This is a genomic window from Sporosarcina cascadiensis (genome assembly GCF_009650995.1).
GTDB lineage: Bacteria > Bacillota > Bacilli > Bacillales_A > Planococcaceae > Sporosarcina > Sporosarcina cascadiensis.
The window spans coordinates 43741-69546 of the sequence record NZ_WHVV01000012.1; the positions used below are offsets into that span (position 1 = coordinate 43741).

Sequence of the window (25806 nt, forward strand, 5' to 3'; positions counted from 1 at the left end):
CATCATACTATCAACATATGGGAGGAATACACAATGGGTATTAGAACAGGTGAAGATTACATTAAAGCAGTCAAATCACGTCAGCCAGAAGTATATTTAGGAGGTCGCCGCATTACTAACTTAGCGGATGAGCCCGTTTTCAAGCAACCTATTAAAGAAATGGCCAGACTATATGATTTACAGCATGATCCGAAGTACCAGGAAGAAATTACACATGTGTGTGAGGAAACAGGCGAGAGAGTGAACAATGCATTTCTAATGCCAAAAAGCGGAGAGGATTTACAGGCGCGCAGAAGATTGTTTGAAGTGTGGGCGGAAGCGACGTTTGGTCTGATGGGACGTACTCCTGATTTCTTATCGACTGTAGTGACAGCTATGGCGGGTAACGATTGGTTCTTCAGACAGTATGGAGAGCGCTGGGGAGATAATATTGTAAACTACTATAAACATATACGTGACAATGATTTATTCTTGACTCATGCTATTATTAATCCGCAGAATGACCGCAGTAAAGCTTCCAATGAACAAGAAGATGAGTTTACACATTTAGGCGTTGTGCGCGAAACAGAAGAAGGCTTGATTGTTCGCGGATCTAAGATGTTAGCAACACTTGCTCCTGTGACAGATGAAGTAATTATTTATTCGTATCCAAGTTTCAAGCCTGGTGATGAAAAATATGCAATCTCATTTGCTGTTCCTATCGACACACCGGGACTTCGCATGTATTGCCGGGAAGAAACACAAAATGGTTTGCGTTCTGCCTGGGATCATCCGCTTGCCAGCCGTTTTGAAGAAATGGATGCAGTGCTTGTGTTTCACGATGTGCTTGTGCCGTGGGATCGCGTATTCATCAATCAAAATGTGGAAGCTGGGAACTTATTATATCCTAAAACAGGGATCAACTTGCAACCTTCCCATCAGTCAGCTGTGCGCGGCTTAACAAAGATTTCATTTGCAACGGAAGTTACGTGTGCAGTTGCAGACGCAGTAGGAGTTGATGGATTCCTGAACGTGCAAAATCAATTATCTGAACTGATTCAAGGTGTTGAAACCATTCGTGCTCTAGTGCGTGTAGCTGAGCAAGAATATGTCATAACGCCATATGGAGAAGCGCTTCCTGCCATCGTGCCGTTAGAAACGATCCGAGGAATTTTGCCGACACTATATCCGCGTGCAATGGAAATTCTGCAGACTATTGGAGCAGGCGGATTGTTGATGTCGCCAACAGGAGCAGACTTTGCAAATCCTGAAACAGCCGAAGACATGGCTAAATACTATGGTGGACGTTCAGGTGTATCGGCTGAACAGCGCGTGCGTCTATTTAAGCTAGCTTGGGACCTGTGCGGAGAAGCATTCGGTCAGCGCCTCGTTCAATATGAACGCTATTATTCCGGAGATCCGGTTCGTAAATTGGGTATGTTCTATAATACACATAAGCGCAATAATCCAACATATGAAATGGTGGACAAAGCATTGAAAGATTCTTTGGAAATGACGAAAGATACTGTAGTCAACTAATTAAGAGATATGTGAAAAAAGCATTATCAGGTAAGCGGATTTTACTTTGATAGTGCTTTTTCATCTATTGTTTTGGTATGACAGTTATTAGAATAATGTCTATTCAATAGTTAGTTACGATGAAGTACAAACGAGCTTATGCTATACTTTCTATGGATTGATATAAAAAGAATAATTAGTAGGGAGAGATAATAATGAATAAAGAAGAAAAACAACAAGTCTTTAAAGATATTATGGGGAATTACCCTACAGGTGTAACCATTGTGACGACAACTACAGGCGATGGAGTACCGGTCGGATTAACAGTTAACTCATTCGCATCTGTTTCTCTGGACCCGCTTATGCTGCTGTGGTCAATTGATCATAGAGTCTCTTCGTTAAAAGAGTTTACTGAAGGAGGAAAGTTTGCTGTGCACGTCTTGGCGGGGGAACAATCCGAACTTTGCAAAACATTTGCGAGCAGCCATGAAGATCGTTTCAGCACATGCGGATGGCACCAGTCGGAAAATGGTCTGCCTATCATCGACGGCGCCTTTGGTGTGTTTGAATGTAAGACATTCAAAGCGATTGAAGCAGGAGACCATACCGTATTAATTGGGGAAGTTGTGGACTTGAAAGTGGATAGCTCAAAAGATCCTATGCTGTATCACCGCAGAGTATTTGGTTCGATACCGGCGGAGTTTTATTCGGTGAAATAAATAGTGATAATGATTTAGGACTCTACACCAAAATCTGTTCTTGACCCTGTCGCGTGCGTATTGCAAAATCTTGCTGAAGTTTGTCAGGGGGTGGATTTGTGCGGGTTTCGTTGCTCGACTTTGCAGTTTGAACCCACTTCGGCGCTGGGGGATTGCCTTTCGCGATAAGCCTACTGGCGAAGAGCATGCCACCAGTCTCATCGCAACGGCCGACCCCGCAGTTGCGCCTACGCTGGTATTGCAGGAAGTATGACATGTTGCTTTTTTGCAGAGAGCGAGTTTAGTTGGTGTAGTTTCGTTTCTCGACTTTGTAAACGCATTGACCAAAGGAATTTAGGTAATTGCAGAATGATAAGTAGTGCATGAAACACCGCTACTATCATTATAGTCTCAAACAGTATGCTCATACTACTACCTACTCACATAAAAAGTCCTGAAAAACCAGCCTAGTGTACCGGAGTGGAAGGCGGCGACTCCGGGAGGATCAGCCTGATAGGATGAGACAACTAAAGGGAGCGAAGCGACCAGTTGGCTCACCGAGGGCCCTCCGGAACGCGTCCGCCTGGAACGCAGGGAAACGGTGTCCTCCCACTTACCATCCTATACTGCGCAATCACGAAAAATATTAAACTGCTCATCAATTAAACTGTCAAGCACATGTTTTGGTGAAGACCCTGATTTAGACAACTTGAATTTTTCATGGTCAAATGAAAAACCTAAAGTTCTCACAACTTTTTAGCTTTTAATTGTCTTGATAGGTCATCTAATTAGATTGGATAATTTAATCGAACGGTTGAAATGTAGGGCGTTGTGGTTAAAGTAGGCATCATAAAATTCCTTTCTGTAATGTTTTGTTTAGGCGTAGTAACCATATCAGAAATGGATTCCCTATTAATTGTTGAATAATCAAGGAACAATATAGACATTTATGTTATTAGTCTATATTGTCTTTTTGCGTTGTTCTGAAATTATATAATGATTTTTAAAAATCTAAATACTAAAATACTTTCTTGTATTATAATAGATAGGTAAGGACTTAGCTTATTGTGAATAGTGGGATGATACTTTCTTTTAGGTGATTTAGCATGCAGTAAAAGAATAGTAACTTATTATAATACAGGAGGTATTACTGTCAATGAAACATATAGACTCAAATGCTTTTGAACTAGAATTTCTAAACTTTGTTAATCACTATGTTAAAGATGTGGGAGGAAAAGGACCAAAAAGGGCCGAAGTACGTGTGGCTGGAGATACACTTATCTATTTTCTTCGTGGGATACTAACAGAGCGTGAGAAGGAACTAATAAAAAATCCAGAAGGCAGACGATTAGTAACAGAGACAAGGAGAATGTTTTTAGATCTCAATAAAGAAAATAGAATGGCGGCCTTTCAGAGCTTTTTAGATTGTGAAGTTATAGAAAACTATGAGTCATGGGACTTTGATAACGATTCAGCAGTGGCAGTTCTAGTTTTGAACAATAAGTTATTTTAATTTTTTAAAAAAATCTATTTACAATAGTTGAACTATTTGATATATTTAGAGTTATAAAAGGTGATCAGTGTTCCTGCGCACTAACTATGAATAGGCATTGGGTGGTCTTTAAAAGAAGACAAACCATAGCTGTTGAGATACCGCTCTTTTAAGAGGGTATATACAGCTATGGTTTTTTATGCGTTTTTCGATCGATATAAGGAGAGATATGTATGATTCAAGAGGATATTATTATTGAAAAAAATATTGTCTATGGAAAGGCTGAAAATGAGTATTTAACTGCAGATACGTTTAGATTGTCAAACTGCTCAGAAAAATCACCTGTACTTGTATTAATTCATGGAGGAGCATTTCAAACAGGTTCAAAGGAGATGTATACAGAATGGGGAGAGCGACTGGCTCGAGAGAACTATTTTGTGATGGCTATTAATTATAGGTTGGCTACATCAACCTATGCTAGTTATCCCGAAGTGCTGGAAGATATAGAAGAAGCAATGAACTGGCTAGTTTTACACTCCAATCGATTAGACATAGATGTTAGCCGTATTAGTATGATTGGTGATTCGGCTGGAGCATATTTGGCAGCATTATTTTCTCTGAGAAAACAACCATTTAGTTATAGAATATGTGCAGTTGTAGGAGTATATGGTCCTTATGATTTGGTTATGGAATGTAAGAGTTTAAAAGCAGAACGAAAGATCCAAATGTTTGAGCGATTACTGGGGTTAACTTTTGAAGGAAATGAAAGGGCTTTCAAAGAGGCGTCTCCCATTTCCTTTATCAATGCTGCTGCTACTAGACCGACATTTGACACAAGCTTTTATTTGATAACAGGAAAAGAAGATAATATCGTTAACTCTTTTCAGTCTAGAATCTTTTTTGAAAAATTGAAAGGAGCAAATATTGATGTGGAGTTAACGGAAATTGACGATATAGGTCACTTTTGGTTTAACTATATACCTGGAATTAAGGGAGGGGGAGTAGAAGATTATCCGAACAATATAATTTATCCAGACATTATTTCTTATTTGAAGAAAATAAATACTCAGGCTTGTAATGGAAACTTCTCAAGGAGACAAATTATTTCAATAGCTAAAACAGAAAATCTTCAAATATCAGATGATAAATTGGAAAAGGAGAGATAAAAGTATGAAAATAGTTAATTTTAATAAACTAGCGGTTTTCACTTTGTTATGTACAATTGTATTTTTGACAGCTTGTTCTTCAGAAGGAGAGTCAGTTAATAAAGAAGATGGAGAAAATATCTCTATCGATATGTCATTATTCTACACAGAAAATGATGCATTCAGTCAATCATTTACAAAGTGGACTGAACTTGTTGAGAAAGAAACAGAAGGAAGAATTGTTTTCAACCCCCACTACTCAGCTTCTTTAGTATCTTTATTTGACACAATGGATGCTGTAAGAAATGGATCCGTAGATGCTGGCGTGTTATCAGCAGGCGCAATTTCTGGTGAAATACCTGCAATGGGTTTGTTAGAGGTGCTTGGAACATTCCAGAAAGAAGAACAATTCAAAGCTAGCTATGAAGATATAACATTACTACTAGGTGATATCTTAGCGAAAGAAAATCTCAAATTACTATTTTGGTCTCCAGGATCAACAGATGTTTTAGCAATACACAATAAAAAATTGCTCAAAGAAGTAGATCAGTTTAAAGACATGAAGATGAGAACTGCTGGACGCTGGCAAAGTGAGCAAATTCAAAGACTAGGCGCATCACCAGTCAGTATGGATCCTAGTGAATTATACTTAGCTCTGCAAAATGGAACAGTAGATTCAACAATACAAGCAGTCAGTTTAGCAAATTCACAAAATCTATATGAAGTTACACCAAAAATGGTGTCTTTGGGAGCTTCTTCTAATGTGATTCCATATGTTGTAAATCAAGATATCTGGGATAAAATCTCACCTGAAGATCAAGAAATTATTGAAAAAGTATCAAAACAAGTAGGTGAAGCAACTTATAGTGATTTAGGGCAAAAAGAACAAGAAGCTATTGAAAATATGAAGAAAGAAGGAGCAGAAATATATTTACTAACTAGTGATGAACAAGAAGCTTTTCAAAAAATATTCCGAAGTGTCTATGACGAAATCGCGAAAACAGCTGGAGAGGACGGACAAAAACTCCTTGAAGTATTAAAAAACAATGAAGAGGAGTGATTCATATGAACAAAATTGAAACTAACATAGAACCTAAATTTATTATTGTTGTAGAGCGTATTATGAAAAAAATAAATAATGTTTTTATAGCTTTAGCAGCAGTAATGATTATGGCATTAGTTATCATTATTGTCCAAGAAGTGATAAGGCGTTATTTCTTTAATCAACCGTCAACTTGGGCGTTGGATATCTCTAGATTTCTATTAGTCTATGTATTTTTTCTTTCACTTGCTCCAGCTTTACAAAGCGGGGCGCATGTTAGTACTGATATGGTTACATCCAAATTGTCTCCTACTATGCAATGGATATGTAAACAAATAGCTTACTGTTTGACGATAATTTACGGAATAATTCTATTTTGGCAAGTACTTATGCCTACTATTCAAGTATTTTCCAATAATCGTATTTTTCCAATAGTCATTGAAGTACCAATGAAATATGTTTATGTAATTGCTCCCATTGGAACAGCACAATTTGTGATAACATCAATAATTTGTTTAATACTCACTTTTTATCGAGAACGAATATTATTGAAAAACCTCAACAAGTCAATTTAGAGTAAACACCATGGGTTGTTGTGATTATAGATTGGAGTGAGTAGGTTGGAGTCATTTCTTTTGTTTTTAGCTTTTATTATTGTTTTGATGATCTTTTTATCAATTGGATTACCAGTTGCTGTTTCTATGGGATTAGTAGGAACTCTGGGAGTCTTTATATTCTTTTCCCCTAATGTATTAAGTCAATTGGCAACTATTACCCTTGCACAATCCAGTAGTTTTATCTTAGTTGTTGTTCCGTTATTTATATTAATGTCTGAGATAATTTCTGCTTCACCAATTGGTTCACAATTGTTTCGTACTACTCAACTATGGCTCGGACGTGTACCGGGTGCTTTAGCAATGGGAACAATATTAACTAGCACTGGTTTCTCAGCAGTTTGTGGTTCAAGTCCGGTAACAGCTGCGACTGTTGGTAAAATGGCAGTTCCTGAGATGATTAAAAATGGTTATGACCCAAAGTTAGCTTATGGATCTACAGCCGCTGGGGGAACGTTAGGGATTTTGATCCCACCAAGTGTGGCCTTAATTATGTACGGTGTGATAACGGAAACTTCAATAGGAGATTTGTTTATTGCAGGATTCTTGCCAGGTCTGATGATTGCAGGTTTACTTTGTTTGACGATTTTAGTAATGATTATGCGTAATCCGAGCTTAGCTCCTGTTCAAAAGACGAAAAGTAGTTGGAAAGAGCGTTTTGTTTCCTTGCGATCTGTCTTACCAATTCTAGTTTTAGTAGTTTTGGTAATGGGTTCTATTTATACGGGAGTAACTACCCCAACAGAGTCCGCGGCGGTAGGGGCAGCAGTAGCATTTGCAATTGTTGCGGTAATGGGTTACTTTTCCAGAAAGAATTTTAAGCAAATATTCGTAAATACCGTGCATACAACGGGAATGTTTCTTTTTTTAATTATAGGAGGAATGTTTAGTTCTTTTATTTTAAATCGTCTGGGTATACCGCAAGGCATGGCTGAAATGCTATTAGGATTTGATTTAGAGCCTTGGATGATCCTTGTATTAATCAATGTACTATTAGTTATTTTAGGGATGTTTTTAGATCCAATGAGCATTTTAGTAATCATTATTCCAATCTTTTTCCCAACTGTAATGGCGTTAGGTTACCATCCGGTCTGGTTTGGAATTATGGTAACGATTAATGTGGAAATTGCGGCAATAACTCCACCCGTAGGTTTTAATATATTCGTATTAAAGTCAGTTCTACCAGATGCTAAGTTATCAGATATTATTAAGGGATCCCTTATATTTGTCATACCGTTAGTAATAGGTTTAATTCTCATTATATTGTTCCCGGATATTGTTCTTTATTTACCGAACAAAATGTAATATGAGAAAAAAATGATTGGAAATATTTTTTAGGATAATTCTAACTATTTCACATGGTGAAATATTGATATAGAATGATGTATGCGTTTTCATTTATAGTTAGAGTACAGCTAGTAAAGTAAGAGAGGGTGTTGTGTTTATCGTGATTCTGCATTAGTGAAGGCACAAAACATATTCATTCGGCTTACAAAAAATAAACTAAAATAATGGAGGGTTTCAAATGACAACTTCAACAATCAAAACTTTAAAGGCGTTCAACCTATTACAGTGGATCGAGGACAATAAAGATGCGCTGCAGCCACCAGTCAACAACAAGGTTTTATGGGAAGATTCAGAATTTATTTGTATGATTTTAGGCGGGCCAAACAGACGGCGCGATTTTCATGTGGACCCTTCTGAAGAATTTTTCTATCAAATTAAAGGCAGCTGCTTTGTCGAAGTGATCAACTTTGAAGGCAAGCGTGAAGTAGTGGAAGTGAAAGAGGGGGAAGTATTCATGCTTCCAGCTATGATGCCGCACTCCCCGCACCGTATTGCTGATACGTACGGGCTTGTAATTGAGCGTAAACGCGATCAAGGTGAACTGGAAGATTTTGTTTGGTTCTGTGAAAACTGTGACCAAGAGATGCATAAAAAGACTATTCAACTAACTGATATTGGAACACAGGTTAAAGCGGCAATCGAAGAGTTCAACGGCAGTGAAGAATTACGTACATGTAATCATTGCGGTCACGTAATGTCTGAAGAAGTAGGGTTGTGGAAATGAGAGTAGACTTCCATACACATATCATTCCTGAAGATATTCCTGATTTTGTGGAAAAGTTTGGCGGCGGACGCTGGCCGACTTTAGAAAAAACATGTTCTTGTGGAGCTAATATTATGGTGGAAGGTAAAGTCTTCCGTGAAGTGACAGATCAAGTGTGGAGTCCTGAAAAACGTATTGAAGACATGGATGCTGAAGGCGTGGACATTCAAGTCTTGTCTCCAATCCCTGTGACATTTTCTTATTGGGCAGATGGCAAACAAGCAGAAGAAATGTCAAAAATCCAAAATGACTTTATCGCAAAAACGGTTAAACAGTATCCAGATCGTTTTATCGGTCTGGGAACGGTCCCCTTGCAAGACGTGGAAGTATCCATTCGTGAAATGGAAAGATGCGTTAAGGAGCTTGGATTGAAAGGCATAGAAATCGGTACCAATATCAATGGAAAGAACTTGGATGATCCCGATTTCACGAAGTTCTTTGAAATGGCAGAAAAGTGGGAAGTTCCATTGTTCGTACATCCATGGGAGACTCTCGGTAAAGACAGAATGCCGCGTCATAATTTCATGTATACAGTAGGAATGCCAAGCGAGACGGCGTTAGCTGCTGCGAGCTTGATCAACGGAGGCGTAATGGAAAAGTTTCCGAAGCTGAAAGTTTGCTTTGCGCACGGCGGAGGCTCCTTCCCGTATATCTTGCCGCGGTTAGACCAAGGCTGGAAGGTTTGGCCGCATTTGAGACAGACGAAAGAACTGCCTAGCTTTTATGCAAAGAACTTTTACTTTGATTCTTTGAATTATGATCCGTTAAATCTTAATTTTATGATAGATCGCTTTGGTCATGAAAAAATTGTGATGGGTTCTGACTATCCGTTCCTGCTGCGGGAAATACCGCCGGGGAAAGTAGTTGACGACACGGTGAATCTTTCTGATAAACAAAGAAAAGCGATCCTGGGCGGAAACGCACTGGATTTCCTAAACATATCTGTAAAGGAAGAGATGAAAAAATGACGCCTGAAGAAAAATTGAAAGAGTTAGGGTTGGAACTGCCTCCATTACGTCCTTCACATGGAGATTATGTTCGATGCGTACGTACAGGAAACTTATTATTCACAGCCGGACAGGGCGTAGATCAGTACCACGGAAAACTGGGAAGAGACCTAACTGTCGAAGAAGGATATTTGGCAGCCCAGCAATCGATGTTGAACTTAATCAGTGTAGTGAAAGAAGAAATTGGTGAACTGAGCAAAGTGAAGCAATTCGTGAAAGTTCTAGGCATGGTCAACAGCACAGAAGATTTCACGGATCAGCCGAAAGTGATGAACGGTGCTTCTGACTTAATCGGCAAAGTGTTTGGTGAAAAAGGAAAGCATGGACGGTCGGCAGTTGGAATGTCGCAGCTCCCTAACAATACTGCAATAGAAATTGAGATGATCATCGAGATTGAAGACTAGGAGGAATACCGTGGCCAAAGAATTAGTAGCGGACAACACGACTGTCCAGGATGCAAAACTATTTATTGACGGACAATACGTAGATGCAATTTCAGGAGAAACATTTGATACGATCAATCCGGCAACCAACCAAAAACTTGCTACAGTCGCCAAGGGCGGAGAAGAAGATGCCAACCGTGCGATCGAGGCGGCACATAAAGCATTCACAAGTGGAATCTGGAGTAATATGCCGGTTGAAAAACGTTCAGAAATCCTTTGCCGTATGGCAGATTTGATTCTTGAAAATGTCGAAGAACTTGCGTATGTTGAGACATTAGATGTCGGAAAACCAATTCGTGAAAGCCGTGAGTTCGATATTCCGCGTGCCGCATCTAACTTCCGCTTCTTTGCTGAAATGGCGAAATATATGGTGCACGAACATTATGACATGGCAAACCATATGTCCTATGTACAATACGCTCCGGCAGGTGTAACAAGTTTGATTATTCCTTGGAATCTACCGTTCATGCAAATGACGTGGAAAGCATCCGCTGCACTCGCGGCCGGAAATACAGTCGTCATCAAACCGGCCTCTGATACACCATTAAGTGCAGTATTGCTTGGGAAGATTGCGAATGAAGCCGGTTTGCCTCCAGGTGTTCTGAACATTATTACAGGTCCGGGAAGTACAGTTGGAACTGTAATGGCGAAGCATCCATATGTTCAGCGAATTTCATTTGTTGGCGAATCAGAGACAGGGAAGACCGTTATGCGTAATGCTGCGGAAAACCTGACACCAGTTTCATTGGAATTAGGCGGGAAGTCAGCAAATATCGTATTTGAAGATGCGGATTTGGATGAAGCGGTCGAAGGATCGATCGAAGCGATCTTCCGTAACCAAGGCGAAATTTGTCTGGCAGGTTCACGAATTCTGGTTCAAGAAGGAATCTACGAAAAATTCCTTGAAAAGTTTGTGGCAGCAGTGAAAAACATTAAAGTCGGCGATCCGACAGACGAGTCTACAGATATGGGAGCGCTTGTTTCAAGAAGTCATTTGAAAGAAGTTGCGGACTATGTCCAAATCGGACTGGATGAGGGCGCCAAACTTGCTTACGGCGGTAAATTGGTAGAAGGTTTGCCTGAAGGCAACTTTTATGAGCCGACAGTACTGTATGATGTAAATAATAAAATGCGTGTCGCACAAGAAGAGATTTTCGGGCCGGTACCTGTCATCATTCCTTTCAAGACAGAAGAAGAAGCGATTGATATTGCTAATGACTCTATCTATGGATTAGCTGGAGTGGTTTGGACGAATGATCTTCGACGCGGCCAGCGTGTAACGTCTCAAGTACACTCAGGTTTACTATGGGTAAACTGCTGGTACGTCCGTGATCTGCGTACTCCATTCGGAGGAGCAAAAGCAAGCGGAATCGGAAGAGAAGGCGGCCGCCACAGCTTTGATTTCTACACAGAGGCGAAGACTATTACAATTAAAAAATAAAACGAACAGCGAAAGGTGGCATTGCGCCCGCCTTTTGTTGTTTTCGAGCAGGAGGAGGAAGTACCTTGTCTACTAAAATTGAAGAGTATGCATCAGAACTATTAGAAGCTGAAAAAACACGCGAAGGGATTGCACCTTTGACGGAAAGAGACAGCTCGTTAACAGTGGAAGATGCTTATTATATACAGCTGGAAATGGTGAAGCAGAAATTGTCTGAAGGAAGGACGATCATCGGCAAAAAAGTAGGTCTTACAAGTGCAGCGATGCAAAAAATGCTGAATGTTGATGAGCCGGATTACGGTCATCTTTATGATGATATGGAATTGAAAAATGAAGCGGTGGTCAAAGTGGATTCAATGTTGGCGCCAAAAGTTGAAGCAGAAATAGGTTTTGTATTATCTGAGGATTTAGCCGGACCTAATGTAACGTTTCTGGACGTCATGATGGCTACGAAATATGTTGTGCCGACGATTGAAATCATAGACAGCCGGGTAGCTGATTGGAAAATTAAATTAATTGATACAGTTGCAGATAATGGATCGAGCGCAAAAGTGGTGGTCGGTGATAAGCAATCTACGTTGGAAATGCTGGATTTGCGAACAAATAGTATGGTGCTTTATAAAAATGACGAGCTGATTGCAACAGGCGCAGGAGCTGCAGCGCTTGGTCATCCTGCACATGCTGTTGCCTGGCTTGCGAATAAACTGCATGAATTCGGCATTTCATTGAAAAAAGATGAATTGATTTTACCGGGAGCGCTGTCAGGAGCAGTTGTAGTGGAAGCAGGAGACACGATTAAGGCGGATTTCGGTCCTGTCGGTGCTGTCACTGTACACTTTGAATAAATACTACGCTGGTAGGAAGGGAGTATGACGATGGAAAAAATAAAAGCAGCCATCATCGGTTCCGGGAATATCGGAACTGATTTAATGTACAAACTGGAACGCAGTGATGTTATAGAGTTAACAGCTATTATTGGAATTGAGCCAGAATCTGATGGACTGAAGAGGGCGAAAGAGAGAGGTTATCAAACATTTTCTACTGGAATTCAAGCAATTACCGACAATCCTGAAATGGCAGACATCGTGTTTGATGCAACTTCTGCCAAAGCTCATCTTCATCATGCCGAAGTACTGAAGAGCTTAGGGAAGCTGGCAATCGATTTAACACCTGCAGCCATTGGACCTTTCTTTTCGCCTGCTGTAAGCAATGAAGAAAATGCAGGTGAGCTGGATAACGTTAACATGATTACGTGTGGCGGACAGGCGACGATACCCATTGTGAATGCCATCAATAAGGTAGCGGATGTTACATATGGAGAAATCGTAGCGACTATCTCGAGTTTGAGCGCCGGTCCCGGGACACGCGTGAACATTGATGAATTTACGATTACTACACGCAGAGGAATTGAAGAAGTCGGCGGAGCGGATAAAGGGAAGGCATTGATTATCTTAAATCCTGCTGATCCGCCCATCTTAATGCGAGATACGATTTATTGTGAAGTGAAGAATATGGATGAAAAAGCGATTCAGGAATCCATTGAAAATATGGTGGCAAAAGTGAAAGAGTATGTGCCTGGATATCGTTTAAAGCAAGCACCGCTATTCGAAGGGAATGTCGTCACCGTTTTTGTAGAAGTGGAAGGGGCCGGCGATTACTTCCCCGAGTACGCGGGGAACCTTGATATCATGACAGCGGCAGCTACGCGTGTAGCGGAAGATTTTGCCCGGTCGATGCAGGAGAAAAAGTCGCTCATCTAATGAAGAGGAAGGAGTAACGCACATGACAAAGAAACCAATTAAAATTACAGAAGTTTGCTTACGCGATGGAAGTCATACGGTAGCGCATCAATTTACCGTCGAACAAGTACGAAATGTTACCCGAGCTTTAAATGATGCGGGTATGCATTATATAGAAGTAAGTCATGGAGACGGCCTTGGAGGCTCTACTGTCCAGTATGGAAAGTCCTTAGTCAATGAAATGGAATTAATTGAAGCTGCAGTTGATGAATGTACGGATTCAAAAGTAGCAGTCTTGCTTATTCCGGGTATCGGCACGATGAGTGAACTGAAACAAGCACATAAATTGGGCGCGGGTCTTGTGCGGGTAGCAACTCACTCAACGGAAGCGGATGTATCTGCACAGCATATCAGTCAGGCACGTGAACTTGGAATGGAAGCTTTAGGATTTCTGATGATGGCGCATTCGGTGCCTGTAGATAAATTAGTGGAGCAAGCGAAACTGATGGAGAGTTATGGAGCGCAAGCCGTTTATGTAACCGATTCAGCTGGCGCACTGCTGCCTCATCAAGTGAGTGAACGAATTAAAGCGCTGCGCGGCTCGTTGGATATCGAAGTCGGTTTCCATGCACATAATAATTTATCATTGGCTGTCGCGAACACATTGGCCGCTATTGAAGAGGGAGCCACCCGTATTGACGGCGCGGTACGCTGTCTGGGGGCGGGAGCCGGCAATACGCAGACGGAAGTTTTGCTGGCGGTAATGGACCGCATGGGTATGGACGTAGGGATTGATCTTTACAAAATGATGGATTTAGCTGAGGATATTGTCGGACCGCTGATTCCAGGTACACAGGAAATTAAGAAGGGCAGTCTGGTGCTTGGCTATGCCGGTGTATACTCGAGCTTCTTATTGCATTCGGAACGGGCAGCAGCCAGATTTGGTCTGGATCCTCGTGACATCTTAATGGAACTGGGAAGAATGAAAGTGGTCGGCGGACAGGAAGATATGATTCTGGATGTGGCCGCTGAATTGGCAAAGAAGGAGAAAGCGGGGGTATCACTATGACAGTACTGACTGATCGTGAAAAAGAAATTGTAGACTATTTATATACAGCAGAGCGTGATGCCCGGGAGGTTGTGAAGGTCACGGATAAATATCCTGAGCTGACAATTGAAGAAGCATATGTAATCCAAGATCGTTTGTTGGAACATCGTCTGTCTGAAAATAATACGAAGCATGTTGGTGTAAAACTTGGTCTTACGAGTAAGGCAAAGCAAGTCATGATGGGGGTTGACCAGGCAATTTATGGTTATCTTCATGCAGATATGCTGGCAACGGAATGGGAGCCGGTCAAATACTCCGAATTGATTCATCCGAAAGTAGAACCTGAAATCGCCTTTTTATTGGGTGAGGATTTAGAGGGCGAAAATATCACTGCGGATGATGTGATCAAGGCTACGAAATATGTGGCACCTGCACTGGAAGTAATCGACAGCAGATATAAGGATTTTAAATTCACATTAGTGGATGTGATAGCTGATAACTGTTCGTCCATTCGTTTTGTTGTCGGCAGTAAGTGGATTTCACCGGAATCCATTGATTTAGGTGGTATTGGAATGGTCATGTCCAAAAATGGCAGAGTGGAGCAAACGGGTTCAAGTGCTGCTGTACTCGGTCACCCTGCTGAAGCAATTGCCTGGTCAGTCAAAGAGCTGAGCAAGCGCGGAAAAGGATTAAAGAAAGGTGACATCGTACTAAGTGGAGCGATGTCTGAAGCAATTTCATTTGAATCGGGTGATTCTGTTGTTGCGCAGTTTGATGGATTAGGCAGTGTTTCAATGTTTTGTAAGTGAGTGATAAAAGGAGAGTGCGCTGATTGCCAGCCCTCTCTTTTTCATTATAAAAGTTAAAAGAGATGATTGGCATGGCGAGTGTGAATTCAAAAGGACAAACATTGCAGACAGCTTGGAAAATGCTGATCTGGCTATTGGTTGCTCAAGTTATGGTGTCATTTGTCGGCCGAAGTCTGGCGCCTTTGACGATATTAATCGGTAAAGATTTATCTCTTTCCCATACACAGATTGGATTGTTGCCGGCTGCTCTTTTTCTGGGACAGTCATTGGCTGCGATTCCATCAGGGTTATTGGCAGACCGCTTGGGATCAAAGAAGCAATTATTTGGAACCGTGTTCTTACTTGGAATCAGTTTTATTCTTATAACGCTTACAACTCACTTTTACTTATTGCTGTTTGCTGTAGTGGTCGGCGGGGGTGCGTATGCTGCGATGCATCCTACAACGAATAGGGGAATTCTTTATTGGTTTCCGCAGCACAGCAGGGGTACAGCAATGGGCATTAAACAAATGGGAATTACAGCAGGTTCTGCATTGGCTGCGCTATTATTATTGCCTGCAGCTAAAGAAATTGGCTGGCGGCCGGCGTTATTCATCAGCTGCTTAGTTTTACTGGCTGTGGGCGCATTAGTAGCATACTACTATCAAGACTCAGCGCAGTCTATAACCAAAAAATCTACTCTGTCGAATAAAAGTGAATTCTGGAAAGATCTTCGAATGGTTTTGAATAATAGACAGGTTCTTTTATTGAGTATCAGTGCGATGGGTTTGCAGGGGGCGCAATTATGCCTCACGACGTACATCATCTTGTTTGCTTTCGAAAAGTTAGAGATGACACTTGTTTTAGCGGGGCTTTTACTCGTATTGGCTGAAGTGGGAGGCTCTATTGGCAGAGTCGCGTGGGGGGCAATCAGTGACCGGTTCTTTGCCGGTAACCGAATGATCATCATGTTCTTTGTTACGATTCTGACAGGGATTTGTGCAATAATTTTTGCGATGCTTCTTCCTGCTACGCCGTTATTAGCCGTTCTAATCACAGTCTTCATCTTTGGTTTTTCCGTATCCGGTTATAACGGTGTTTGGATGACGATCATAGTGGAACTGGTTCAGAAAGAAAAGTCCGGGCTTGCTACCGGTGTCACTGTAACAATCAGCTCATGGGGTGTATTGATCATTCCTCCGCTATTCGGATATATTGTAGACACTAGCGGGACCTTCACATATGGCTGGCTGTATGTGGCTGTATTAATGATGGTTGTCGTTCTCGTACTCAAACAAACAACCAGTCAGCAACAAATGAAAGGAGGAGATAAACATGTCGACTGAAGAATTGGTTCACTTACCGGATTCGGCATTCATTCATCTATGCCGTCAAAAATACAAGGTGACAAACAGGGTGCATAGAATGATGGATTTGTTCTTTTGCAACTATGGTATGGAAGGCAGAACTGAAAGGCGCAGACACCTAATCTCCTTTCTGGAATACAATAGAATTAAATATAGTAATGATCATGAGTGCGTGGAGTCAGACTTGGAAATCCTGACAGAAGAATTGGAAGAGTATTTAGAGGATTCTTTTGTAGTGATGTATATGAGGGAAAGGGCATTTTCTATTTAAGTGCACCAGAGTGGTTTGAAGCTGTAAGCCGACGCGCAATCTATCAGGGGTACGGAGAAAAACCGCCACTTTTCAAGTGGCGGTTTAATTGTGTAATATCTGCTCTAATCATTTGCGCCGCGCCGTCTGGCAGATTCCGCATAGGCAGAAGAACGGAACCGCAAAACTGGATCTTCGCTGCATTCCAAGCCAGGCGTGGTAACTGTTGGATCAAATACCAGCTTCTCTGCATTGTCTGGACGAAGAGAGAGGAGTGTCAGGACGCCTGCTTCAATCTTTCTTCGGTTGCTGGGCCAGGCGATTGCCGGATTATCAACCGGATCTCCGGATTCTGCAAGCTGAATGAGCAGCCGGAATTGAATAAGCTCTCCAGACTGAACTTTTTTGATAAGAGTGCTTTCCATATCTGTTCCCTCCATATTGCTTTCATTAGAAGTCACAGGCTGCCATTCAAATCGTACGGCCTGTTTTTGCTGTCTTTCATTAATTAGGTAATAAGTGTGGAGGGCATAGTAATGAAGCGTTTCAAAGTTTTTAAAAGGTTTCAACTTTCTAAGAATGGTTGCGAACGCCCTGTAATCTGCGTCATGCAATAGAAAATCCAAACGTTTTGACCAATCGCTTTTGTCACGTTCAAAAGTCTGCAACAAATTTATGAATTCTTCTGGTGTTTCGCTGATAAAGACAGGTATATTGGCCATCGTCAAATTTGTAAAGGTATTAGCAGTTAACTGAAAGCGGACTGCCATGCCTTTTATCGGATTCATTTTTTTATGTGGATTAGGTTTTGTGGAACTGTGGGAAAAGCGTACGATTGCAGAGACTTCTTTTTGCTGTAAATGTGCTGCTGTTGTAAAAGGTTCCGCAGCCCCGGTAGGCTGGAATTTTGCGTCAAAAGCTAAACCGACTGCATGTGCCCGGCGCAAATTGTTTTTTACCTGAAATGCTGATTCAATGGTGTTGATCGCACCAATTGCAGACAGTGGATTATGATCCTGCATTCTCATCGCTCCTTTATATATCAACATACCCTGATGTGAAAAAAATAATCGGTTAAAAAATCGAGAAATGGGGAATATAAGCTGTAGAACATTCAGAATGGAGGAAAATCAATGAAACGGCTTTTTATTACCCTTATTTTAATTATGGCTTTAAGTCTGGCGGCCTGCGGTTCCGATGAAAAAACGCCGAACAGCAATGAAGGAACGAACAGTAATTCGTCAAACCAGACTGAACAGACAGATGGCACAATGGACACCGGTGAACAATCGGATGCGGCTGCTGATCAGGGCGGCACTTCCGGTACTGCAACAGATTCGGGTACTCAAGCTGATACGAACAAAGATCAAATGCAGGCAGATATGGATCAGCTTACATTTAGAGAAATTGATATAGAAATTTCATATGGAAAAGACAGCGAATATGAAGCGGAAATTGACCAGGACGATGGACAGCCAATTGAAGCTAAAGTAGAAGATGAAGTAAATGGTATGTACTTAAAAGGTCAGGAAGCATTTGATGATTTATATCCAAAAGTGAAACAGCTTGATTTGACGAAAGACAGCCCTAAAGAAGAAACGATCAATCAAGTATTGAAAGCATTTGATCTGAAAGATGATTATGAAAAGTTTGAAGTTGAAATTAAATTCAACGATGGGAGTAAATTGGATATTGAGGATCGAAAATAAAAGACGAGCAGCGTTCTCCTTAGAGGCGCTGCTTTTCTTATATTCAAATATAATAAATAATCAATGCGATGAGCATAAGTACAAATGAGGGAAGTCCCGCCAGGAAAAACCAAGCGGGGCTTGCTGGCAGGGTTTCCGAAAAGGGCCGCATGGACTCAATGGCTTCTTTTTGCCCCTTGCGTGCCAGAACCTTCCGTGTACTTTGCATAAAGAAATCAAAGAAGCCCGTACGGATAATATACATAACAGCACCAATAAACAGCGTGAGAAAGCTGATGAAAAAAGAGGTGTTGATATAATTGAGCAAGGACAACTTATCAAAGAATACCCAAATAGAAACAAAAATTACTATTTGGGTGATAAAAAAAACAATAATAGTAGATTTCATATAAATCCTTCTTTTCTTCTTTAATTACATATCTAGCTTCTATCATACAAGAATAAACGTAATAAATATAGAATTTACGCAGAAACTTTAAAATTAAGATAATTTCATTGTTAGCGTTTACATCTATAAATTTTTCTTGTATAATGAAATAGCTAGTTCTTCAAACAAACATAAAGGGGAGGTCAATGATTTGAAGAGTAAAAAGTGGTTTTTACTAATGGCACTGACATTGGTGCTGAGTATGTTCCTGGCAGCTTGCGGCGGAGACAAAAAAGAAGAAGACAAGCCTGCAGCAGAGCCGGATAAAGATGAGGGAAAGACAGAGAAACCAGCAGAAGAGGCTGGCGAGCCGGACGCTGAACAAGTATTGTACTTGGAAGAGTCCGCAGCAATTCCGTCTGTTGACTCAGCTATAGTTGAAGATCAAGTTGGGTTTAACGTGTTGAACAACATTAACGAAGGTCTTTACCGTTTGAACCAAGATAATATTGCAGAACCTGCAATGGCAGCTGAAGAAGCTGAAGTAAGTGAAGATGGTTTAACTTATACATTTAAACTTCGTGATGCAAAATGGTCAGATGATACTCCTGTAACAGCAGATGATTTCGTATATGCTTGGCAGCGTGCAATCGATCCGGCAACTGGTTCACCTTATGGACCATTCATGATGTCTGGCGTAGTGAAAAACGCGACAGAAATCTCTGAAGAAAAAATGGAAGTGTCTGAGCTAGGAGTTAAAGCTGTAGACGAAAAGACATTTGAAGTATCGCTAGAACGCCCAGTGCCTTATTTCTTATCTCTAATGTCATTCGGAACTTTCTATCCGTTAAAAGAAGAGTTCGTAACATCTAAAGGTGATGCGTATGCAACAAACTCTGAAGGACTTCTATCAAATGGACCATTTGTTCTAACTGATTGGGATGGAACAGGCGACAGCTGGACATATAAGAAAAATGAACACTATTGGGATGCAGAAACTGTGAAGCTTGGAGAAATTCATGTTAACGTTGTAAAGGATCCTGCAACAGGTGTTAAGCTTTATCAAGATGGAAAGTTGGATTGGACGAGAGTATCTGGTGACCTTGCTATGCAGTATCGCGATGATCCAGAAGCAGTAATCCAACCTGAAACTTCTGTATTCTACTTTAAATTCAACCAAGAAAAAGGTGGAGAAAAAACTCCTCTTGCAAATGTAAACATTCGTAAAGCAATAGCGAAGTCTTTTGAAAAAGAAGACATGGTCGACGTGGTAATCGCTAACGGTTCACTAGCTGCAAATTACTTGGTACCTACCGAGTTTGCATTTGATGAAAATGAAAAAGATTTCCGTGATTTAAGTGGTAACCATCTTGAGTACAATGTAGAAGAAGCACAAGAACATTGGAAAAAAGGGTTGGAAGAGTTAGGCGTGGACTCTCTTAAACTAGAAATTTTAGGTGGCGACACTGAACTTTCTAAGAAAATGGACGAGTACTTTAAGTCTCAACTTGAAGGAAACCTGGAAGGCCTTACTATCTCTTTGAAAGAAGTACCGTTTGCAGTACGTCTAGAGTTGGATACTAATCAGGACTATGATATCCAAGTATCTGGATGGGGACCTGACTTCCAAGATCCAATTTCATTCTTGGATCTATTCGTAACTGATGGAACTAACAACTTGATGTCTTACTCTAACCCGGAGTATGATAAGTTAATCGAAGACTCAAAAGGCGATCTTGCACTTGAGCCTGAAGCACGATATGAAGCATTCGCAAAAGCTGAAAAGATTCTCCTTGAAGAAGATGCAGCGATTGCACCAATTTATCAACGTAGTCTGGTAATTTTACAAAAACCATACTATAAAGGCTTAGTTTCCCACCCGTTTGGTGCTGACTATAGCTACAAGTGGGCTTATATCTCAGGTAAATAATAAGCTTTGTAAGTTTCATATGGGAGAGTATATGGGAGATTTTTATTCCATATACTCTCTTTTTAGTAACGAACAATAGTTGTAATATTTTTAAGATAGTTTCTATTGAAAATACACCAAATATTTGGTTGCATATAAAGTAATAAACCCCTGGAGGTGTGATACAACATGGTTAAGTATATTGGAAAACGTATAGTATATATGTTCATAACGTTGATTTTAATTGCTACGGCCTCTTTCTTCCTGATGCAGACATTGCCAGGTTCGCCCATTGCTTCTTACAGCAAGCTGAATGATACACAAAAAGCGATTGTTGAGAAGAAGTACGGGATTGATAAGCCAAAGCCTGTTCAATATGCAATATATATGAAAAATTTAGCAAAAGGTGATTTAGGCACATCCTTTGCATTTAAAGGGAAAAGCGTGAATGATCTACTCGCTTCAAGACTGAAACCTTCATTAATCTTGGGAGCGCAAGCGATGGTCTTTGGGACTCTCGTCGGTATCCTTTTAGGTATGCTTGCTGCACTGAAGCAAAATACTTTTTGGGATTACGGAAGCACCTTTGTTGCGATACTCGGTATCTCCATTCCATCTTTTGTTTTCGCTGCTTTGTTGCAATATTGGATTGCTGCTGAATGGCACTTATTACCGGTGGGTCTGTGGAATGACGGATGGAAATCAAGTGTCCTGCCATCGCTTGCACTCGCTATGGGACCGCTTGCCCTATCGGCACGGTTTATACGGACTGAGATGATAGAAGTGTTGAGTTCAGATTATATTACATTGGCAAAGGCGAAAGGTGCAAGCGGTTTTGATATTGCATTTAAACATGCACTCAGAAATGCTTTAATTCCTTTAATTACAGTGCTCGGGCCATTGGCTGCAGGACTGGTTACAGGATCGCTTGTTGTTGAACAGATCTTTGCTATTCCAGGAATAGGGGAACAGTTTGTATCGTCCATCATGGTAAGTGACCATGCGACAATTATGGGGACGACGTTAATGTTCTCGGCGTTTCTGATTTTTATTATTTTCATCGTGGATATTTTATACGGAGTCATCGACCCTCGTATCCGCTTGTCAGGAGGTAAGTGATAATGCGTAATGAATTCGAACATGAAGAGCTTCCTCAAGAGGATTTTGAGCGGATTACGATTGACAGTGATCAGGCAGAACGGATTGAAAAACCGAGTCTGAGTTTCTGGCAGGATGCATGGCTGCGTCTTAGAAAAAATAAAGCTGCGATTGTCAGCATGGTGGTACTTGTTCTTTTAATCATTATGGCGCTGATCGGTCCGTATTTGAATGGACATGCAGGGGATACACAAAATCTTCGGCATGCCAACTTGCCGCCTAAAGTGCCTGGCATTGAAAATATGGGTATCATGGACGGGGTAGGAAATTTAGCCGGAAAAAAAGTGGATTTATATGAAATGAAAAAAGTGGACGAATACTATTGGTTCGGTACAGACGGACTCGGACGTGACTTGTTTACGCGTCTATGGGAAGGTACACAGATATCTCTGTTCATCGCGTTCGTCGCGGCTGCCATTGATATGGTAGTGGGTGTTGCGTACGGTGGAATCTCAGGCTACTTCGGCGGCCGGACGGATGACATCATGCAGCGGGTCGTCGAGATATTGATCGGAATTCCGACCCTGATTGTGGTTATTCTGATGATCATGATTATGGACCCGGGAATTACCGCAATCATTATTGCGATTTCCATAACCGGATGGATAGGAATGTCACGGATCGTACGTGCGCAGACTTTGAAATATAAGTCACAGGAATTTGTTCTTGCATCACGGACATTGGGTTCGAAAGACGGCAAGATCATTACCAAACACTTATTGCCGAATATGCTCGGGATTATTATCATCAACACAATGTTTACGATTCCGAATGCGATTTTCTTTGAAGCATTTTTGAGCTTCATCGGGATTGGACTTCAGCCGCCTGCTGCTTCACTCGGTACACTGATCAATGATGGCTTTAAAGTGATGGAACACCAGCCGTATGTTTTGTTGTTCCCGGCCCTTGTCATCAGTATTTTAATGATTGCCTTTAACTTGATAGGTGACGGACTGCGCGATGCACTTGATCCAAAAATGAAAGACTAAGAGGAGGAGAGCAAGTTGACAAAGATTTTACAAGTGAAAGACCTCGAGCTTTCCTTCCATACTTTCGGAGGAGAAGTGAAAGCGATCCGCGGCGTGAATTTTGATTTGAATAAAGGGGAAACACTCGCCATCGTGGGAGAGTCGGGTTCAGGGAAATCCGTAACGACGAAATCCATTATGCGTTTGCTTCCCGCGCACAGTGCTGAATATAAAAATGGGGAAATTCTGTTTGAAGGAAAAGACTTAACGAAAGTTTCCGAGAAGGCGATGCAGAAAATACGTGGAAAAGATATTTCGATGATTTTCCAGGATCCGATGACTTCACTGAATCCGACGATGACGATCGGCAAGCAGATCATGGAGCCGATCCTTAAACATCAGAATATGAATAAATCGCAGGCTCGTGAACAAGCGATCAATCTGCTAAATCTGGTGGGCATACCGAACGCGGAAAGCCGTTATAAAATGTATCCGCACCAGTTCTCGGGCGGTCAGCGTCAGCGGATCGTTATTGCAATCGCTCTTGCCTGCAATCCGAAAATCTTGATCGCAGATGAGCCTACGACTGCACTAGACGTAACGATACAAGCACAAATTTTGGAACTAATGAAAGAAATCCAGAAGAAAATTGACACAAGTATTATCTTCATCACACATGACCTCGGGGTAGTGGCAAACGTTGCTGACCGTGTAGCTGTCATGTATGGCGGAAAAATCGTAGAAATCGGAACGGTGGATGAAATCTTCTATAATCCGCAGCACCCGTATACATGGGGCTTGCTCAGCTCGATGCCGTCTATGGATCTGGCGGATCAGAAGCTGTATGCGATCCCGGGTACTCCGCCTGATCTGCTGAATCCGCCGGCAGGGGACGCGTTCGCATTGCGCAGCGAGTATGCGATGAAGATTGATATGGAACGCCAGCCGCCATTCTTCCGGGTAAGTGACACGCATTATGCGGCGACATGGCTGCTGCATCCTCAGGCACCGCAAGTCGAACCGCCGGCGGTTATTATCGAACGGATGAAAACTTTCCCGGGCAGCCGCTATTATGTCGATCAGACAGGAGGGAATGTGTGATGACAGACCATTTAATTGAAGTGAAAAATCTTAAACAGTATTTTAACGCTGGCAAGGCTTCAGAAGTCAAAGCGATTGATGATATCAGCTTCTCCATTAAGCGCGGTGAAACATTCGGTCTCGTTGGTGAATCGGGTTGCGGCAAGTCTACTACAGGCCGGACGATGATCCGTCTGTACGATGCGACGGCAGGCCAGGTTCTATATGACGGTGTGGATGTTCATGCACCAAAGAGCCAGAAGGAAACTCATGCGTTGAACCGTAAAATGCAGATGATATTCCAAGACCCTTATGCTTCACTGAATCCGCGTATGAAAGTAATGGATATTATTGCGGAAGGGCTTGATATTCACGGTCTGGTGAAATCGAAGAAAGAGCGCAGGGAACGTGTCATCGAACTGCTCCAGACAGTCGGATTGAATCGTGAACACGCAGAACGCTATCCGCACGAATTTTCAGGCGGTCAGCGTCAGCGTATCGGTATTGCACGTGCGTTAGCGGTAGATCCTGAATTCATCATTGCGGATGAACCAATCTCTGCCCTGGACGTGTCGATACAAGCGCAAGTTGTCAACTTGCTGAAAGAACTTCAGGAAGAAAAAGGCTTGACCTATTTATTTATTGCCCACGATTTATCGATGGTCAAGTATATCTCTGACCGAATCGGCGTGATGTATTTCGGGAAGTTGGTGGAAATGGCCCCGGCAGATGAATTGTATCGGAATCCGATGCATGCCTATACAAAATCCCTGCTGTCCGCAATTCCGCTTCCTGACCCGATCTATGAACGTTCTCGTGTACGGCATCCATATAATCCAAAAGATCATCAATATGGTCCGGATGAAAAAGTCGAATTCCGCGAGATCGCACCTGAACATTTTGTGCTGTGTTCAGAAAAAGAGTTCGTGGCAATGCAGGCAGCACGCGTCTGAATATAAAATAGAAGCCCTCTGCAAATGAGGGCTTTTTCTCATTAATCTATTTTTGACTGCTGTCTCGCTAAATTACGAACTATTCAAATTTATTATACAAAACATAGTGAACTATGCTAGGATAAATGAAAGATTGTAACCTTAAGTGAGGGCGTGATCTATATCAGAAATTTATCAGATTCAGTACAGAGACAATTAATGCAGGAAATGCTTGACGGCAGCAGGGTTTCTGCGATAGTAACCGATCCTGCACAGACAGATAACCCTATCATTTTCACTAACCGTACATTTGAGAATATGACGGGATATACTCAGGAAGAAGCGCTTGGACGCAACTGTCGTTTCCTTCAGGGAGAGGAGACAGATCATTCGTCTGTCATGAAGATTAGAAAAGCGATCGCAGAAAGAGTACCTATCACATTAGTAGTGAAAAACTATAAAAAGAACGGTACACTTTTTTGGAACAGATTGAGCATTCGTCCAGTTATGATAGAAGGAGCACGCTATTTTATCGGAACACAGACAGATGTTTCTGTTCAGTACAGACAGATAGAAGAGCTCCAGTGTAAAGATACTGAAATTGAACGGCTGATGCTGCCGATCATGATGATTGATGATAAACTGGCTGCGGTTTCGCTTGTTGGCCAGATGAATGAAGAACGATTCAGCTTATTGATTGAGAAGCTGAGTGGGTTTGTCCATGTAAATGAAGTGGATCATATGATGCTGGATATTACAGGGCTGGATTGGCAGGAAGGGACACCGATTGATCGTTTACTGGAGATTCAGCAAATATTGGAACTGATGGGAAGCTGTCTCTATATAACAGGAGTCTCACCAAAACTTGCCCGCAATCTTGCGATGAATAAAAATCCAAGCCAGGTTATCAAGACATTCTCCAGCATTCAGCAAGCTATTTACTATATTCGGGTTAAGAACGGAAAGTAAAATAAGCCTTCAGCGCAAACTTGTAACGCTGCG

26 protein-coding genes are annotated in these 25806 nt (G+C 41.5%); 24 read left to right on the forward strand and 2 right to left on the reverse strand.

All coding sequences use genetic code 11. The annotated features are described in order from the left end of the window. Positions 1-33 precede the first annotated feature (33 nt). The 17 genes from GDZ68_RS13080 to GDZ68_RS13160 all read left to right on the forward strand — a co-directional run bounded on the left by GDZ68_RS13080 (position 34) and on the right by GDZ68_RS13160 (position 16702). Positions 34-1518 carry a 4-hydroxyphenylacetate 3-hydroxylase family protein gene (locus GDZ68_RS13080; protein ID WP_153722753.1) on the forward strand — a complete coding sequence of 495 codons (1485 nt, stop codon included), beginning with the start codon at positions 34-36 and terminating at the stop codon, positions 1516-1518. A gap of 194 nt (positions 1519-1712) precedes the next feature. Continuing rightward, positions 1713-2216 carry a flavin reductase family protein gene (locus GDZ68_RS13085; RefSeq protein ID WP_153722754.1) on the forward strand — a complete coding sequence of 168 codons (504 nt, stop codon included), beginning with the start codon at positions 1713-1715 and terminating at the stop codon, positions 2214-2216. A gap of 1135 nt (positions 2217-3351) precedes the next feature. Further along, positions 3352-3708 (forward strand): Na-translocating system protein MpsC family protein, encoded by a 357-nt coding sequence (locus GDZ68_RS13090; protein WP_153722755.1) that lies wholly within the window; start codon positions 3352-3354, stop codon positions 3706-3708. 212 nt (positions 3709-3920) lie between these two features. Continuing rightward, entirely contained in the window at positions 3921-4853 is a 933-nt protein-coding gene (locus GDZ68_RS13095; protein WP_228551100.1) for an alpha/beta hydrolase, read from the forward strand. Between the two features lie 4 nt (positions 4854-4857). Then, complete coding sequence (locus tag GDZ68_RS13100; RefSeq protein ID WP_194841163.1) at positions 4858-5892, forward strand: TRAP transporter substrate-binding protein; 1035 nt, start codon at positions 4858-4860, stop codon at positions 5890-5892. A gap of 5 nt (positions 5893-5897) precedes the next feature. Next, positions 5898-6449: a TRAP transporter small permease gene (locus tag GDZ68_RS13105; RefSeq protein ID WP_153722757.1), complete on the forward strand. Its 552-nt coding sequence runs from the start codon at positions 5898-5900 to the stop codon at positions 6447-6449. A gap of 45 nt (positions 6450-6494) precedes the next feature. Next, positions 6495-7793 carry a TRAP transporter large permease gene (locus tag GDZ68_RS13110; RefSeq protein ID WP_153722758.1) on the forward strand — a complete coding sequence of 433 codons (1299 nt, stop codon included), beginning with the start codon at positions 6495-6497 and terminating at the stop codon, positions 7791-7793. A gap of 220 nt (positions 7794-8013) precedes the next feature. Beyond that, complete coding sequence (locus GDZ68_RS13115; protein WP_153722759.1) at positions 8014-8559, forward strand: 3-hydroxyanthranilate 3,4-dioxygenase; 546 nt, start codon at positions 8014-8016, stop codon at positions 8557-8559. After that, complete coding sequence (locus GDZ68_RS13120) at positions 8556-9566, forward strand: amidohydrolase family protein (RefSeq protein WP_153722818.1); 1011 nt, start codon at positions 8556-8558, stop codon at positions 9564-9566. The genes GDZ68_RS13115 and GDZ68_RS13120 overlap by 4 nt, the downstream gene beginning before the upstream one ends. Then, complete coding sequence (locus GDZ68_RS13125; protein WP_153722760.1) at positions 9563-10009, forward strand: RidA family protein; 447 nt, start codon at positions 9563-9565, stop codon at positions 10007-10009. The genes GDZ68_RS13120 and GDZ68_RS13125 overlap by 4 nt, the downstream gene beginning before the upstream one ends. Before the next feature lie 10 nt (positions 10010-10019). Beyond that, positions 10020-11489 carry an aldehyde dehydrogenase gene (locus GDZ68_RS13130; protein ID WP_153722761.1) on the forward strand — a complete coding sequence of 490 codons (1470 nt, stop codon included), beginning with the start codon at positions 10020-10022 and terminating at the stop codon, positions 11487-11489. A 65-nt stretch (positions 11490-11554) separates the two neighbouring features. Beyond that, on the forward strand, positions 11555-12334 hold the full coding sequence (locus tag GDZ68_RS13135) for a 2-keto-4-pentenoate hydratase (protein ID WP_153722762.1): 780 nt from the start codon (positions 11555-11557) through the stop codon (positions 12332-12334). A 30-nt stretch (positions 12335-12364) separates the two neighbouring features. After that, on the forward strand, positions 12365-13249 hold the full coding sequence (locus GDZ68_RS13140; RefSeq protein WP_153722763.1) for an acetaldehyde dehydrogenase (acetylating): 885 nt from the start codon (positions 12365-12367) through the stop codon (positions 13247-13249). Positions 13250-13271: 22 nt separating this feature from the next. Continuing rightward, positions 13272-14297: a 4-hydroxy-2-oxovalerate aldolase gene (dmpG, locus tag GDZ68_RS13145; RefSeq protein WP_153722764.1), complete on the forward strand. Its 1026-nt coding sequence runs from the start codon at positions 13272-13274 to the stop codon at positions 14295-14297. Then, positions 14294-15085, forward strand: coding sequence for a 2-keto-4-pentenoate hydratase (locus GDZ68_RS13150; RefSeq protein WP_153722765.1), 792 nt, complete (start codon positions 14294-14296; stop codon positions 15083-15085). The genes dmpG and GDZ68_RS13150 overlap by 4 nt, the downstream gene beginning before the upstream one ends. A gap of 71 nt (positions 15086-15156) precedes the next feature. Further along, positions 15157-16410 carry an MFS transporter gene (locus GDZ68_RS13155; protein ID WP_228551101.1) on the forward strand — a complete coding sequence of 418 codons (1254 nt, stop codon included), beginning with the start codon at positions 15157-15159 and terminating at the stop codon, positions 16408-16410. Next, positions 16400-16702, forward strand: a complete 303-nt coding sequence (locus GDZ68_RS13160; RefSeq protein ID WP_153722767.1) for a hypothetical protein — start codon at positions 16400-16402, stop codon at positions 16700-16702. The genes GDZ68_RS13155 and GDZ68_RS13160 overlap by 11 nt, the downstream gene beginning before the upstream one ends. Before the next feature lie 104 nt (positions 16703-16806). Here GDZ68_RS13160 and GDZ68_RS13165 read toward each other — a convergent pair whose 3' ends face one another. After that, positions 16807-17703 (reverse strand): catalase, encoded by an 897-nt coding sequence (locus GDZ68_RS13165; RefSeq protein WP_194841164.1) that lies wholly within the window; start codon positions 17701-17703, stop codon positions 16807-16809. Positions 17704-17814: 111 nt separating this feature from the next. Here GDZ68_RS13165 and GDZ68_RS13170 point away from each other — a divergent pair, with 111 nt between their 5' ends. Continuing rightward, positions 17815-18390 carry a YusW family protein gene (locus GDZ68_RS13170; RefSeq protein WP_153722769.1) on the forward strand — a complete coding sequence of 192 codons (576 nt, stop codon included), beginning with the start codon at positions 17815-17817 and terminating at the stop codon, positions 18388-18390. 43 nt (positions 18391-18433) lie between these two features. Here the strand turns inward: GDZ68_RS13170 and GDZ68_RS13175 are convergent, their stop codons facing one another. Further along, on the reverse strand, positions 18434-18778 hold the full coding sequence (locus GDZ68_RS13175) for a DUF3899 domain-containing protein (RefSeq protein WP_153722770.1): 345 nt from the start codon (positions 18776-18778) through the stop codon (positions 18434-18436). A 190-nt stretch (positions 18779-18968) separates the two neighbouring features. Between GDZ68_RS13175 and GDZ68_RS13180 the strand changes: the two genes are divergently transcribed. The 6 genes from GDZ68_RS13180 to GDZ68_RS13205 all read left to right on the forward strand — a co-directional run bounded on the left by GDZ68_RS13180 (position 18969) and on the right by GDZ68_RS13205 (position 25773). Beyond that, positions 18969-20687: a peptide ABC transporter substrate-binding protein gene (locus GDZ68_RS13180; RefSeq protein WP_153722771.1), complete on the forward strand. Its 1719-nt coding sequence runs from the start codon at positions 18969-18971 to the stop codon at positions 20685-20687. Positions 20688-20855: 168 nt separating this feature from the next. Continuing rightward, positions 20856-21785, forward strand: coding sequence for an oligopeptide ABC transporter permease (gene opp3b / locus GDZ68_RS13185; RefSeq protein ID WP_153722772.1), 930 nt, complete (start codon positions 20856-20858; stop codon positions 21783-21785). A gap of 2 nt (positions 21786-21787) precedes the next feature. Further along, positions 21788-22813, forward strand: a complete 1026-nt coding sequence (opp3C, locus tag GDZ68_RS13190) for an oligopeptide ABC transporter permease (protein WP_153722773.1) — start codon at positions 21788-21790, stop codon at positions 22811-22813. 15 nt (positions 22814-22828) lie between these two features. Then, positions 22829-23893, forward strand: a complete 1065-nt coding sequence (locus GDZ68_RS13195; RefSeq protein WP_153722774.1) for an ABC transporter ATP-binding protein — start codon at positions 22829-22831, stop codon at positions 23891-23893. Beyond that, on the forward strand, positions 23893-24825 hold the full coding sequence (locus tag GDZ68_RS13200; protein WP_153722775.1) for an ABC transporter ATP-binding protein: 933 nt from the start codon (positions 23893-23895) through the stop codon (positions 24823-24825). Before GDZ68_RS13195 ends, GDZ68_RS13200 begins: the two co-directional genes overlap by 1 nt. Before the next feature lie 198 nt (positions 24826-25023). Beyond that, complete coding sequence (locus tag GDZ68_RS13205) at positions 25024-25773, forward strand: PAS domain-containing protein (protein WP_153722776.1); 750 nt, start codon at positions 25024-25026, stop codon at positions 25771-25773. Positions 25774-25806: the final 33 nt, after the last annotated feature.